Origin of the sequence: Streptomyces sp. NPDC005774, from assembly GCF_042871645.1 — a bacterium.
In the GTDB taxonomy this organism is placed as follows: domain Bacteria; phylum Actinomycetota; class Actinomycetes; order Streptomycetales; family Streptomycetaceae; genus Streptomyces; species Streptomyces pratens.
Genome location: NZ_JBIAIV010000003.1, coordinates 23,538 through 35,902, shown reverse-complemented (window position 1 = coordinate 35,902; position 12,365 = coordinate 23,538). Strand labels below are relative to the sequence as shown.

Genomic DNA, 12,365 nt, shown 5'->3' with positions numbered 1-12,365 from the left:
GCCGGCCGCAGATCGTCGAATCGGTGGCTCCGTACGCCTCCGCGGCTCGGAGCTCCTGGTCCGGCACCCGGCTCCATGGACTCGGGCGCGCCACCTGGATTCAATCAGGTTCGCACGCCCGTGCGCAGCGGACGGGGGCGGTACGCAGACCAGTGCGCAGGCCGATGCACCGGTCTGCGGATCATGCGGGAGGGAGTGGCGGGGCGGGAGCCGCGGTCGCGCCGCCGGAGGGTGTGGAGGAAGTGGAGGAAGTGGGGGAAGTGGGGGAAGTGGGGGACGACGAGGCCGCGGCGGTGGGGAAGCCGCCGGGGGTCTTGAGCCCCGGGGTCGTCTCCCACTCGGTCAGGGACAACGGCGGTATCAGCGGGGCCGTCGAGGCGGCGTCGGCCATGACGGGGGTGGCCGCCAGGGGGCGGTGCTCCCGGGGGACGGGCGGTGGGGTCCCGGGGAGCAGCGGCGCGGACGCCTGGGTCGGGGCGGCCGGGGCGCCGCCCCGCGTGCTCTGGCCCTGCGACTGGCCCGGCAGGGGGGCGGAGCCACGGCGGCGCTGGGAATCGGGCGTCGCTGCCGCTGCGCTGCCCTGGGTGCGCAGCGGGGTCACATTGCTGCCGCTGCCCGAGCCGCGGACCTCCGCGTCGACGGGTGTGAGGGTGACGACACCACCGAGGGCGATCGCCGCGAGGGACACCGCCCCTGCCGCGGCGGCGGCGAACCGCATCCCGCGCGAGGAGGAGCGGTCCTGCTCGTGCCGGCCGACGTCATGGATACGGAAGCCCCGGTCCGCCGACACCGCGTCCGACGGAGGCAGGAGCAGGGAGGAGGGGCGCCGGGCGGGCGTGTAGGCGAACTCGAACCGCTCACCGCGCCTGCCGCCGGTCCCGAAGGCTCCGGGCAGCCGACCGAGCTGCACGGACAGGTCGCCCGGCAGCCCTGCGTCGTCCAGTGGCGAGCCGCCGCCGAGGTCTCCGCCCGCCGGAAGGCCCTGGAGGCGGGCCAGGAAACTCTCGGACGGGGGCGGGGGGGCGACTTGCGCGAAGACGTTCTTCAGGCGGCGCTGCGCGTCCAGCTCCGACTTGCACTTCGCGCAGGTGGCGACATGCGCCAGTACGCGCTCACGCGCGTCATGACCGAGCTCTCCGTCCACCAGGGCGGAAAGCCGGTCTCCCAGGTGCTCCTCTGCGAGGTGTCCCTCGGCAGGTTTCGGACGTGAACCACTCACGTGCTCGCGCCCCCTCCTCCCAGTGCGGGAACACGCGGCACGAAGGAGCGGCGCTCCGTGCGCGCCTGGGGCGAGCGGTGAGCGAGGGCCTTGCGCAGCTGGGAGCGCCCGCGGTGGATCCGGGACCGGACCGTGCCGAGTTTGACGCCGAGGGTCGCGGCGATCTCCTCGTACGACAGTCCCTCGATGTCACAGAGGACGACCGCGGCACGGAATTCGGGCGCGAGCGTGTCGAGGGCCTGCTGGACGTCCGCGTCGAAGTGAGTGTCGTTGAAGACCTGCTGGGGGGTGGGCTCCTTGCTGGGGAGCCGCTCGGCCGCGTCGTCGCCCAGCGAGTCGAAACGGATGCGCTGCTTGCGGCGCACCATGTCCAGGAAGAGGTTGGTCGTGATGCGGTGCAGCCAGCCCTCGAAGGTGCCCGGTGTGTACGTCGACAGCGAGCGGAAGACGCGGACGAAGACCTCCTGGGTGAGGTCCTCCGCGTCGTGCTGGTTACCGGTGAGACGGTAGGCGAGCCGGTAGACCCGGCCGCTGTGCATGCTGACGATCTCCTCCCACGTGGGCGGAGTCCACGCCTGCCCGTCCGCGTCGGTGGAGAAGCTCGCGGTCTGGGCCGGCTCAGCGGCGTGGCTGTGGTCAGCAGCGGTGTCGTTCACGAATTTCGGCCTGCCCGCCGATCCAAGGAAGCGCCTCAGCACTCCTCCCCGATCCATAGGCGCAGCCGCACCTCCCCTATCGGCTCTGGTGGTGTCCAGTAGAGCCCCTACCATAGCCACCTCGCCCGTTAGCTCCGGATAAGCGGTTTTACGAGAAATTGATGTGGGCTGCCACGGCTCGTGGGCCCGCGTCAGCACTTGCTCGGTGTCCCCGCTCATACGCCCACCCCCTTCACGGCACACGCCGCTCGCTCTTCCCTGTAAACGACCGGTCCCATCAGTGGGTTCCCGGCGTCAACGGATAAAGTCACGCCGAGGCAACCACGGGGACAGGAGAGGGTCATTACCGCCAACCGGCAGACGAGCTGGGCGTTTGCGGACGCCTATGTCGCCGAGGACGAGGCGCTGCACTGGGCCCGGGACCGGGCCCAGGAGGCAGGGCTGCGCTCGGTGTCGCCCGGTACGGGTGCGGCCCTGCGGTTGCTCGCGGCCACCGTGGACGCCAAGGCGGTCGCGGAGATCGGCACCGGCTGCGGCGTCTCCGGGATCCACCTGCTGCACGGGATGCGGCCGGACGGTGTGCTGACCACGGTCGACCAGGAACCGGAGCACCAGCAGTCCGCCCGCCAGGCCTTCCGCACGGCGGGCTTCGCCGCCAACAGGGCCCGTTTCATCCCCGGGCGGGCGCTGGACGTCCTGCCCCGCCTCGCGGACTCCGGCTACGACCTCGTCTTCTGCGACGGGGACCGGCTCGAGTACCAGGACTACCTCGCGGAGTCGTTGCGTCTGCTGCGCCCGGGAGGCCTGGTCGCCTTCGAAGGGGTCTTCGCGAACGGCCGGACGGTGGACTCCGGTCCGCAGCCCACCGAGGTGCTGCGGCTACGGGAACTGGTGCGGGCCCTGCGCGAGAGCCAGGAGCTGGTGTCGTCCCTGCTGCCCGTGGGTGACGGCCTGCTCTGTGTGGTGAAGCGGTAGCGGACGGCTCCGGACGCGAAACGGTGACGGACCCCTCCGTCACCGCTCCGACCTGCACAAACAGTCGCCCCGGTGCCGCATGCGGCACCGGGGCGACTGAAAGGGTATGGTCGCTCGCGCGTCAGCCGACGACCTTCTTGAGAGCGTCGCCAAGCGCGTCGGCCTCATCCGGGGTCAGCTCGACGACGAGCCGCCCGCCGCCTTCGAGCGGAACGCGCATGACGATGCCCCGCCCCTCCTTGGTCACCTCGAGCGGGCCATCACCCGTCCGCGGCTTCATGGCCGCCATGCTCGTTCCCCTTCCTGAAACCCAGCTCAACCGTCTAGCCGACGGCCCACTGAAGGGCACCTGCGGTCCTTGAAGCAGGACACACGCCACCGGCATCGAACACATTGCTTCCAGGCCATTATCCCGCATCTCAGGACCCGATGACCAACATCGGTCGGCATCGCTTGGGCAACGCGCGCGAGCAAAACCACCCAATTCGGCAATGTGGCTGCGATACTGCGCCCCCTTACGCCACTCCCCCGAAGAAAATCGGTCCGGAATTCTTTGACGCAGGTCACACGTGGACCCCGCTCCGGCGTCGGCGATCTCCGTCATGCTGTCCTGCACAGGGACGTACTGACGGGTAGGTCCACGAGCCGCGACGCGGAGGGATACACCATGGCCGACACCGTGCTCTACGAGGTGAGCGACGGACTCGCGACGATCACGCTGAACCGCCCGGAGGCGATGAACGCGCTGAACGTGGCGGCGAAGGCCGCTCTCCGGGACGCGGTCCGGGCCGCCGCGGACGACGAGGGTGTGCGGGCCGTACTGCTGACCGCCGCCGGCGACCGGGCGTTCTGCGTCGGGCAGGACCTCAAGGAGCACATCGGGCTGCTGGTCGCCGACCGGGAGGACGGCGGCGGGCGCACGATGAGCACGGTGCGCGAGCACTACAACCCGATCGTGAAGGCGCTCGCCGGGGCCGCGAAACCGGTGGTCGCCGCGGTGAACGGGGTGGCGGCCGGGGCGGGCTTCGGCTTCGCGCTGGCGGCGGACTACCGGATCGTGGCCGACACGGCGGCGTTCAACACGTCGTTCGCCGGGGTCGCGCTGACCGCGGACTCCGGGATCTCCTGGACGCTGCCGCGGGTCGTCGGCCCGAGCCGCGCCACCGACCTGCTGCTCTTCCCCCGCAGCATCACGGCCCAGGAGGCGTACGACCTCGGGATCGCGAACCGGCTGGTTCCGGCCGCCGAGCTGCGCGCGGAGGCGGAGAAGACGGCGCGGGCGCTGGCCGCGGGGCCGACGGTGGCGTACGCGGCGCTCAAGGAGTCGGTGGCGTACGGGCTCACCCACTCCCTGGAGGAGGCCCTGGAGAAGGAGGACGAGCTCCAGACCCGGGCGGGCGCCTCCGAGGACCACACGATCGCCGTGCAGGCCTTCGTCAACAAGGAGAAGCCGCAGTACCAAGGCCGCTGACTCCGGGGGCGGCAGACCCGGGAGGGGCGGGTCCAGAAGCGGCAGGCCCGGGAGCAGCAGGCCCGGGAGCAGCAGATCCAGGAGCGGCAGGCCCGGGCGGCCTGCGGCGTGGCGCGCTCGCCTTCGAGGGGTCAGGCCTGTCGGGCCGCGCAGCCCCTCAGATGGTCGTCGACCAGGCCGCAGGCCTGCATCAGCGCGTAGGCCGTGGTCGGGCCGACGAAGCGCAGGCCCTGCTTCTTCAGGGCCTTGGACAGCGCCGTCGATTCGGGGGTGATCGCGGGGACGTCGGCGAGGGTCACCGGTACCGGGCGGGCGGCCGGGTCGGGTGCGTGCGACCAGATCAAGGTGTCCAGGTCGCCGGGCGCCCACCCGGCCAGCACGCGCGCGTTGCCCAGGGTCGCGTCGATCTTGGCGCGGTTGCGGATGATGCCGGCGTCGGCCAGCAGGCGTTCCCGGTCGGCGTCGGTGTACTCCGCGACGGCCGCGATCCGGAATCCGGCGAAGGCGGTACGGAAGCCCGGACGGCGGCGCAGGATCGTGAGCCACGACAGGCCGGACTGGAAGGCCTCCAGGCTGAGGCGCTCGAACAGGGCGTCGTCCCCGTGGACCGGGCGGCCCCACTCCTCGTCGTGGTACGCGATGTAGTCCTCGGTGGACAGGGCCCAGGGGCAGCGCGGTGCGCCGTCCGGACCTGCGAGAGCGGCCCCGTCGGTCACAGCTGGTCGCCCTCCTGGCGCGCGGCGGGCTTGTCCAGGGCGAGGTGGGCCGCGACGGCACGGGCTCCGGCCAGCGCGGATTCCAGGTCGGCGATCCGGGCGTCGCGCTCGGCGAGCTCGGCGCCGAGGCGGCTCAGCGCGTCGTCCACGTCGGCCATGCGGTAGCCGCGCGCGGCGAGGGGGAAGCGAAGGCCGTCCACGTCCGCGCGGCTGACCGGGCGGTCCAGCGGCAGGGTGTCCCTCAGCCGGTCGGGGGCCGCGTCGGGCAGCGGGCCGCTCCCTCCGCCGCCCACCACGGCGAGGGTCACCGCGGCGACCACGACGGCGAGCGCGACGACCAGGAACAAGAACATAACCATCGCTGTGGTCCCCAGGGTTGGATCGAACCGGAGTCGGATGTGTGGCTCCGATCGTGCCATGCGAGTCTGACAGTCAGGGTCACAGGCGGCCGGGACGGCCGGCGGACCGCACCGACGAAGAGAGGTCTTTGGGGATGCTCAGGCTGGGCAGGCGGGAATTCGCACCGCACGAGCCGGTGATCATGGCGATCGTGAACCGGACCCCCGACTCCTTCTACGACCGGGGCGCGACCTTCCGCGACGAACCGGCACTCACGCGCGTGGAGCAGGCGGTGGCCGAGGGCGCCGCGATCATCGACATCGGCGGGGTGAAGGCCGGCCCGGGCGAGGAGGTCTCCGCCGAGGAGGAGGCGCGGCGCACGGTCGGTTTCGTCGCCGAGGTGCGGCGGCGTTTCCCGGACATCGTGATCAGCGTGGACACCTGGCGGCACGAGGTCGGCGAGGCCGTGTGCGAGGTGGGGGCGGACGTCCTGAACGATGCCTGGGGCGGGGTCGATCCGCGGCTCGCGGAGGTCGCCGCGCGGTACGGCACGGGGCTGGTGTGCACCCACGCGGGAGGCGCACTGCCGCGGACCCGGCCGCACCGGGTGGAGTACGAGGACGTGATGGCCGACATCCTCGAGCGGACGCTGGGGCTGGCGGAGCGCGCGGTGTCCCTGGGCGTGCCGCGGGAGTCGGTGATGATCGATCCCGGGCACGACTTCGGCAAGAACACCCGGCACAGTCTCGAGGCGACACGGCGGCTGGACGAGATGGTCGCCACCGGGTGGCCGGTGCTGGTGTCGCTGTCCAACAAGGACTTCGTCGGGGAGACGTTGGACCGGCCGGTCAAGGAGCGGGTGCTGGGAACGCTCGCGACGACCGCGGTGTCGGCGTGGCTGGGGGCGCGGGTGTACCGGGTGCACGAGGTGGCGGAGACGCGGCAGGTGCTGGACATGGTGGCGTCCATCGCGGGCCACCGTGCCCCTGCGGTGGCCCGGCGGGGGCTCGCGTAGGGCTCCGCCCCGGGTGACGGTTCTGCCCCTACGCCGTTTCCATGAGCGGCGCCCCTGGACCCTGGGCATGGGGCCCCGCCCCACACCCCGCCGGGGGCTCCGCCCCTGGGCCCCGGCCTTTGCCCACCCACCACCCGACTCGGTGAGTCGAAAAGTGCCCCCGGCCCGGACGGCTGCTCGGGGGACGTGAAGGACCTCCGGCCCATACGCCACCCGGTAGGCCAAGAAGACCCGGCCCGCACACCGCTCGCCGGACCGGGAAGAAGACCACCGACCCACACCCCGCTCGGTGGGCCGAGGGGGTGAGGGCCGGGGAGTCGATGGGTTCTCGCCTGCTCAGCGGCCCGCTTCCTTGGACACCAGGGCCACCGCCTCTTCCACGTCGTCCGTGACGTGGAAGAGGAGGAGGTCCTTCTCGGCTGCCTTGCTCTGGGCGATGACCGTGCCACGCAGCCAGTCGACCAGGCCGCCCCAGTAGTCGGTGCCGAACAGGACGATGGGGAACTGGGTGATCTTCTGCGTCTGGACCAGGGTCAGCGCCTCGAAGAGTTCGTCGAGGGTGCCGAGGCCACCGGGCAGGACGACGAAGCCCTGTGAGTACTTGACGAACATCAGTTTGCGGACGAAGAAGTACCGGAAGTTCAGGCCGATGTCGACGTAGCTGTTGAGCCCCTGCTCGAAGGGCAGCTCGATGCCGAGGCCGACCGAGACGCCGTTGGCCTCGCAGGCGCCCTTGTTGGCCGCCTCCATGGCGCCGGGGCCGCCGCCGGTGATGACGGCGAAGCCCGCTTCGACCAGGCCCCGGCCCAGTTGGACGCCGGCGTCGTACTCCGGTGAGTCCCCCGGTGTGCGTGCCGAGCCGAAGACGCTGATGGCGGGGGGCAGCTCGGCGAGTGTGCCGAATCCCTCGATGAACTCCGACTGGATGCGCAGCACCCGCCAGGGGTCGGTGTGCACCCAGTCCGAGGGGGCACGCCCGTCCAGCAGCCGCTGGTCCGTGGTGCTCTTCTGGACCTGGTCCCGCCTGCGGAGCACCGGGCCCAGCCGCTGCTCCTCCGGTGGGATCGGCTTGCCCTCGGGGTTACCAGTAGCCATATGTGCTCCCTCCGTTCCGGTCTCCCCGGCTCGGGAGATCGCCGAGAGGACGGGGAGAGGTCGTTCCACCTCAGCGTAGGTCCACGAGGGTTACGTCTGGGGGACGTCAGCATGTCCGCGGGACAGCGTTCCAAACGCTCCGTCGGGGTGGTGTGCTCACGCGGTCAGCCAGGACCGCAGCCGCTCCTCCCCTGCGAGGATCTTCGCCGTCTCGACGCGTTCGTCCCGCTTGTGCGCCAGGTGCGGGTTGCCGGGGCCGTAGTTGACCGCCGGGATGCCGAGGGCCGAGAAGCGGGAGACGTCCGTCCAGCCGTACTTGGGCTGGGGTGTGCCGCCGACCGCCTCGATGAAGGCGGCCGCGGCCGGGTGGGAGAGGCCGGGCAGGGCCGCGCCGCTGTGGTCGTCGACGACGAACTCGCTCACGCCGCAGTCCGCGAAGACCTCGTGGACGTGGGCGAGGGCCTCGGCCTCGGAGCGGTCGGGGGCGTAGCGGAAGTTGACGCTGACGACGCACTCGTCGGGGATGACGTTGCCGGCGACGCCTCCGGAGATGCCCACCGCGTTCAGGCCCTCGCGGTACTCCAGGCCGTCGATCACCGGGTGGCGCGGCTCGTAGGAGGCGAGGCGGGCGAGGATGGGGGATGCCGCGTGGATCGCGTTGGAGCCCATCCAGCTCCGCGCGGAGTGGGCGCGCTCGCCGGTGGTCTTCAGCAGCACCCGGAGCGTGCCCTGGCAGCCGCCCTCGACCTGGCCGTCGGAGGGCTCGAGGAGGACTGCGAAGTCGCCCTCCAGCCAGTCGGGGTGCTGTTCGGCGACGTGCTTGAGGCCGTTGAGGTCCGCGGAGACCTCCTCGTTGTCGTAGAAGACGAAGGTGAGGTCCCGGTTGGGGGCGGGGACGGTGGCCGCGATGCGCAGCTGGACGGCCACGCCCGCCTTCATGTCGCTGGTGCCGCAGCCCCACAGCACGCCGTCCTCGTCGAGCCGGGAGGGGACGTTGTCCGCGATGGGGACCGTGTCGATGTGACCGGCGAGGATCACGCGCTCCTCGCGTCCCAGGTGCGTACGGGCCACGACGTTGTTGCCGTACCGGTCGACCGTGAGGTGCGGCAGGGGTCGCAGGACGGATTCGATCGCGTCCGCGAGCGGCTTCTCGGTGCCGCTGACGGAGGGGAAGTCGACGAGCCGCGCGGTCAGGCGTGCCGCGTCCAGAGTGAGGTCAAGCGGTGTATCGGCCATGGCGACGACCCTAACGCGCTGGTCCGGGCCCACTGTCCACACCCGGAACACACGGCTCCTACTCTCCAGTACCTTGTTACGCGTGTCAGAGTCACCGCTTCCTTCCAAGCGCCGGGGCCGCCTCTTCCGTTTCGGGGCGGCCTCCGTGGTACTTCTCGGGGTCGCCGGCTACCTGGTGGTCCGGTACGACACGGGCGGCGGGACGAGCGGCCCGGGTTGCCGGGTCGTGTCCGCCAAGGACGACGGAGCCACATACGCGTTCACGCCCGAGCAGGCGGTGAACGCGGCGACGATCACCGCCGTCGGTACCGCCCGCGACCTGCCCGAGCGGGCCGTGGCGATCGCGCTGGCGACGGCCCTCCAGGAGTCGGCGCTGCGCAACATCGACTACGGCGACCGTGACTCGCTCGGCCTGTTCCAGCAGCGCCCCTCGCAGGGCTGGGGCACGCCGGAGGAGATCATGGACCCGGCGTACTCCGCGGGGAAGTTCTACGAGGGGCTGGAGGAGGTGCCGGGGTACACCCGGCTGCCGCTCACCGTCGCCGCCCAGCGGGTGCAGCTCAGCGGCTTCCCGCAGGCGTACGCCAAGCATGAGCCGGACGCCACCCTGCTGGCCGCCGCCCTGACCGGCAACTCGGAGGCCACGCTGACCTGCGAGGGCCGTCCGGGGGCGACCCGTGCAGCGGGGACGGACGCGGTACGTGACGCGCTGCTCCGGGACTTCGGACGGGACAACCTGGAACCGGCCGGCGCCGAGGTCGGCGACGCGGCGAGCCCCGGCCCCTCCACCCCCCGAAACGGCGACCCCGGCTCCGGTTCCGGCACCGGCTTCAGTTCCGACTCCGACGGGCGGACCATGACGCTGTCGGTGTCCACCGAGGCGGACCCGGGCCGGAAGGCCAGGACTCAGGGCTGGCAGCTGGCGCACTGGGCCGTGGCCAACGCCTCCGCGCTGCACATGGAGCGGGTGTCGTATGCGGGGCGGGAGTGGACCGCCGGGGACGACGGCGGCCGGTGGACCCCGGTCGACGGCGAGGGCGAGGGCGACGAGGACGGCAGGAACTCCGCGGGCGCGGACGGCGGTGCGGACTACTCCGCGGTCCGGATCACGACCGCGGAGTAGCCCGCCCGGCAGGCCGCGCAGTGGGCCGTACAGCCCTCCGCACGGTTGCCCGATGGCTCACCCTTAGAGGTTGCTCCGAGGGCCGGGACGTTGACGTGGTGAGCGGGTTTACGCGTCCTCGCCCCCGGTTCGCCGGACTCCTTGGGGCTTGGGCGCTGTAACCATTCGGCAGCCCGTCGAACGGCGTACTGTTCGTCCGCTTTTCGGCGTACCCGATAATGCGACACGTTGCCAACTCTTTACGTCGCCCCACCGCAACCTTCCCGGCCTTCGAGCGGTAGTCACTGCGTCCGGGCCCGGAGGCCGATCACCGGAGATCGACCAGATCGACGTGAGACCGACCACCCACCGGGTTCGGCTGGACGTTTCACCGTTCTCTCCCGCCGAAGGAGCACCATGTCCCTCCCCCTGACCCGTCGGATCGCCCGTGCCGCGCTGCTCGTCGCCGCCGGAGCGGCCGCCGGGGTCGGTGCGGCCGGTTCCGCCACCGCGGCCCCCGAGCTGCCGGCCACCCCGAACGTCGGCGGTCTGACCGTCCTGGACCAGGCCGGCGCGACCGGCACCGTGGACGACGCGACGCACTCCGTCACCGAGACCGCGGGCGGCACCGGCGGCCAGGCACTCGGGAAGGCCGCGCCGGTGGCGGTCCAGGCCGCCGAGGGCACGTTGCCGACCGACGCCGTCCCCCTGGACGGCGTGCCGACCGCCCGGACCCTCCCGGCCCCGGCGCTGCCGCTCGGCTGACCCGACCGGGTCCGGATCCGGACCCCCGTGGGTCCGGGCCCGGCCGGCCCGGACCGTACGGACGCCGACGGGGCCCAGGAAGAACCTGGGCCCCGTCGGCGTCCGTACGACTGCCTCGCGTCACGCCTTCAGGCGTTCCACCGCCGCCCGTACCCGCTCGTCCGTGGCGGTGAGGGCGACGCGGACGAACCGCTCGCCGGCCGGGCCGTAGAAGTCGCCCGGTGCGACCAGGATGCCGAGCTCGGCGAGGCGGGCGACGGTGTCCCAGCAGGACTCGTCGCGGGTGGCCCAGAGGTAGAGCCCGCCCTCGCTGTGCTCGATGCGGAAGCCGTGCCCCAGGAGGGCCATCCGCAGCGCGGTGCGGCGGGCCGTGTAGCGCTCGCGCTGGACGCGGACGTGTTCGTCGTCGCCCAGGGCCGCCACCACGGCCGCCTGGGTGGGCGCCGAGGTCATCATGCCGCCGTGCTTGCGGATCTGCAGCAGCGGGCCGAGGACGGCCGGGTCGCCGGCCAGGAAGGCGGCGCGGTAGCCCGCGAGGTTGGACCGCTTGGACAGCGAGTGCACGGCGACGATGCCGTCGTACGAGCCGCCGTTGACGTCCGGGTGCAGCACCGACACCGGGTCGGCGTCCCAGCCCAGTTCGAGGTAGCACTCGTCGGAGAAGACCAGGACGCCGTGCTCGCGGGCCCAGGCGACGATCCGGGTCAGCTCCGCCTTGGGAAGCACCCGGCCCGTGGGGTTGGACGGGGAGTTCAGCCAGAGGAGCTTCAGACCCGTCGGGTCCAGCTTGGTCGGGTCGTCGTACGCCTCGTACTCCGCGCGGGCCAGGCGGGCACCGACCTCGTACGTCGGATAGGCCAGGCGCGGGTACGCCACCCGGTCGCCGGGACCGAGGCCCAGCTGGGTGGGCAGCCAGGCGACCAGTTCCTTGGAGCCGACGACCGGCAGCACATGGTGGTGGGTCATCTCGCGGGCGCCCAGGCGGCGCTCCACCCAGCGGGTGAGCGCGTCACGCAGTTCCGGGGTGCCCCAGACCGTGGGATAGCCCGGGGAGTCCGCGGCGGCGGTCAGGGCCTTGCGGATCGGCTCGGGGACCGGGTCGACGGGGGTGCCGACGGAGAGGTCGACGATGCCGTCGGGGTGCGCGGCGGCCGTCTTCTTGTACGGCTCGAGCTTGTCCCAGGGGAAGGTGGGCAAGCGTTCGGAAACTGCGGACACGGTTACTGGCTCACTTTCATCCGTGCGCTGTCATCGGTGCGCTTCGGTACACGCCGGTACGGCAAACGCCTCGGTCCCGTACGATGCCGATCAGGGGCGATCAGGCCGTACGGGACCGAGGCGGCGCGGGCGCGGGCCGCCCGGGTGCTTACGCCTGCGGCGGCAGCGCGGCGATGAACGGGTGGTCGCGCTCGATCAGCCCGAGCTTGCTGGCGCCGCCGGGCGAGCCGAGGTCGTCGAAGAACTCGACGTTGGCCTTGTAGTAGTCCTTCCACTCCTCGGGAGTGTCGTCCTCGTAGAAGATGGCCTCGACCGGGCAGACCGGTTCACAGGCGCCGCAGTCGACGCATTCGTCCGGGTGGATGTACAAGGACCGCTGGCCCTCGTAGATGCAGTCGACCGGGCACTCCTCGATGCACGCCTTGTCCTTCACGTCGACACAAGGCTGCGCGATGACGTAGGTCACGCTGTCGTTCCTCCTCGATAGGGCGCTGGCGGGCCTCTCCAGGCTCCGCCGCCTGGCGCGCGGGAGCGCGGCGTCGTCGATGCCCGCCCCTA

General features: G+C 71.9%; 14 protein-coding genes. 5 read left to right on the top strand and 9 right to left on the bottom strand.

Annotated features, from left to right (window positions below):
- Positions 1–181 precede the first annotated feature (181 nt).
- The gene (locus ACFYQA_RS04110) at positions 182–1,219 is read right to left on the bottom strand and encodes a zf-HC2 domain-containing protein (protein ID WP_388911222.1); all 1,038 of its coding nucleotides are present in this window, start codon (positions 1,217–1,219) and stop codon (positions 182–184) included.
- Positions 1,216–1,932 carry an RNA polymerase sigma factor SigE gene (gene sigE, locus ACFYQA_RS04105; RefSeq protein WP_388911219.1) on the bottom strand — a complete coding sequence of 239 codons (717 nt, stop codon included), beginning with the start codon at positions 1,930–1,932 and terminating at the stop codon, positions 1,216–1,218. The genes ACFYQA_RS04110 and sigE overlap by 4 nt, the downstream gene beginning before the upstream one ends.
- 219 nt (positions 1,933–2,151) lie before the next feature.
- On the opposite strand from sigE, the gene ACFYQA_RS04100 reads away from it, so the two are divergent.
- Positions 2,152–2,850: an O-methyltransferase gene (locus tag ACFYQA_RS04100; protein ID WP_388911769.1), complete on the top strand. Its 699-nt coding sequence runs from the start codon at positions 2,152–2,154 to the stop codon at positions 2,848–2,850.
- A gap of 121 nt (positions 2,851–2,971) precedes the next feature.
- Here ACFYQA_RS04100 and ACFYQA_RS04095 read toward each other — a convergent pair whose 3' ends face one another.
- Positions 2,972–3,139 carry a DUF3117 domain-containing protein gene (locus ACFYQA_RS04095; protein ID WP_003966491.1) on the bottom strand — a complete coding sequence of 56 codons (168 nt, stop codon included), beginning with the start codon at positions 3,137–3,139 and terminating at the stop codon, positions 2,972–2,974.
- A 378-nt stretch (positions 3,140–3,517) separates the two neighbouring features.
- Here ACFYQA_RS04095 and ACFYQA_RS04090 point away from each other — a divergent pair, with 378 nt between their 5' ends.
- Positions 3,518–4,321 carry an enoyl-CoA hydratase/isomerase family protein gene (locus ACFYQA_RS04090; protein WP_388911216.1) on the top strand — a complete coding sequence of 268 codons (804 nt, stop codon included), beginning with the start codon at positions 3,518–3,520 and terminating at the stop codon, positions 4,319–4,321.
- Positions 4,322–4,452: 131 nt separating this feature from the next.
- On the opposite strand, the gene ACFYQA_RS04085 is transcribed toward ACFYQA_RS04090, so the two are convergent.
- Positions 4,453–5,037, bottom strand: coding sequence for a DNA-3-methyladenine glycosylase I (locus ACFYQA_RS04085; protein ID WP_388911213.1), 585 nt, complete (start codon positions 5,035–5,037; stop codon positions 4,453–4,455).
- A complete protein-coding gene (locus ACFYQA_RS04080) occupies positions 5,034–5,390 on the bottom strand; it encodes a DivIVA domain-containing protein (protein WP_388911766.1) in 357 nt (118 codons plus the stop codon). Before ACFYQA_RS04080 ends, ACFYQA_RS04085 begins: the two co-directional genes overlap by 4 nt.
- Before the next feature lie 140 nt (positions 5,391–5,530).
- Between ACFYQA_RS04080 and folP the strand changes: the two genes are divergently transcribed.
- Complete coding sequence (folP, locus tag ACFYQA_RS04075) at positions 5,531–6,391, top strand: dihydropteroate synthase (RefSeq protein WP_386396528.1); 861 nt, start codon at positions 5,531–5,533, stop codon at positions 6,389–6,391.
- Positions 6,392–6,727: 336 nt separating this feature from the next.
- Here folP and ACFYQA_RS04070 read toward each other — a convergent pair whose 3' ends face one another.
- Together ACFYQA_RS04070 and dapE are read right to left on the bottom strand one after the other, a co-directional pair.
- Complete coding sequence (locus ACFYQA_RS04070; RefSeq protein WP_388911210.1) at positions 6,728–7,486, bottom strand: TIGR00730 family Rossman fold protein; 759 nt, start codon at positions 7,484–7,486, stop codon at positions 6,728–6,730.
- Positions 7,487–7,642: 156 nt separating this feature from the next.
- Positions 7,643–8,722, bottom strand: a complete 1,080-nt coding sequence (gene dapE, locus ACFYQA_RS04065) for a succinyl-diaminopimelate desuccinylase (protein ID WP_386396462.1) — start codon at positions 8,720–8,722, stop codon at positions 7,643–7,645.
- A gap of 82 nt (positions 8,723–8,804) precedes the next feature.
- On the opposite strand from dapE, the gene ACFYQA_RS04060 reads away from it, so the two are divergent.
- Positions 8,805–9,845, top strand: a complete 1,041-nt coding sequence (locus ACFYQA_RS04060) for a heavy metal transporter (protein WP_388911206.1) — start codon at positions 8,805–8,807, stop codon at positions 9,843–9,845.
- 396 nt (positions 9,846–10,241) lie between these two features.
- Positions 10,242–10,589, top strand: a complete 348-nt coding sequence (locus ACFYQA_RS04055; protein WP_388911203.1) for an ATP-binding protein — start codon at positions 10,242–10,244, stop codon at positions 10,587–10,589.
- A gap of 120 nt (positions 10,590–10,709) precedes the next feature.
- Here ACFYQA_RS04055 and ACFYQA_RS04050 read toward each other — a convergent pair whose 3' ends face one another.
- Both ACFYQA_RS04050 and fdxA read right to left on the bottom strand, forming a co-directional pair.
- Complete coding sequence (locus tag ACFYQA_RS04050; RefSeq protein WP_386396469.1) at positions 10,710–11,807, bottom strand: bifunctional succinyldiaminopimelate transaminase/glutamate-prephenate aminotransferase; 1,098 nt, start codon at positions 11,805–11,807, stop codon at positions 10,710–10,712.
- A 148-nt stretch (positions 11,808–11,955) separates the two neighbouring features.
- Positions 11,956–12,273 (bottom strand): ferredoxin, encoded by a 318-nt coding sequence (gene fdxA, locus ACFYQA_RS04045; RefSeq protein WP_055572727.1) that lies wholly within the window; start codon positions 12,271–12,273, stop codon positions 11,956–11,958.
- Positions 12,274–12,365: the final 92 nt, after the last annotated feature.

What these genes read in the sequence shown, in the direction of transcription:
- sigE (WP_388911219.1), bottom strand. Translation starts at nt 1,932, where the DNA reads ATGGATCGGGGAGGAGTGCTGAGGCGCTTCCTTGGATCGGCGGGCAGG.
- ACFYQA_RS04095 (WP_003966491.1), bottom strand. Translation starts at nt 3,139, where the DNA reads ATGGCGGCCATGAAGCCGCGGACGGGTGATGGCCCGCTCGAGGTGACC.
- ACFYQA_RS04090 (WP_388911216.1), top strand. Translation starts at nt 3,518, where the DNA reads ATGGCCGACACCGTGCTCTACGAGGTGAGCGACGGACTCGCGACGATC.
- ACFYQA_RS04080 (WP_388911766.1), bottom strand. Translation starts at nt 5,390, where the DNA reads ATGTTCTTGTTCCTGGTCGTCGCGCTCGCCGTCGTGGTCGCCGCGGTG.
- folP (WP_386396528.1), top strand. Translation starts at nt 5,531, where the DNA reads ATGCTCAGGCTGGGCAGGCGGGAATTCGCACCGCACGAGCCGGTGATC.
- ACFYQA_RS04070 (WP_388911210.1), bottom strand. Translation starts at nt 7,486, where the DNA reads ATGGCTACTGGTAACCCCGAGGGCAAGCCGATCCCACCGGAGGAGCAG.
- dapE (WP_386396462.1), bottom strand. Translation starts at nt 8,722, where the DNA reads ATGGCCGATACACCGCTTGACCTCACTCTGGACGCGGCACGCCTGACC.
- ACFYQA_RS04055 (WP_388911203.1), top strand. Translation starts at nt 10,242, where the DNA reads ATGTCCCTCCCCCTGACCCGTCGGATCGCCCGTGCCGCGCTGCTCGTC.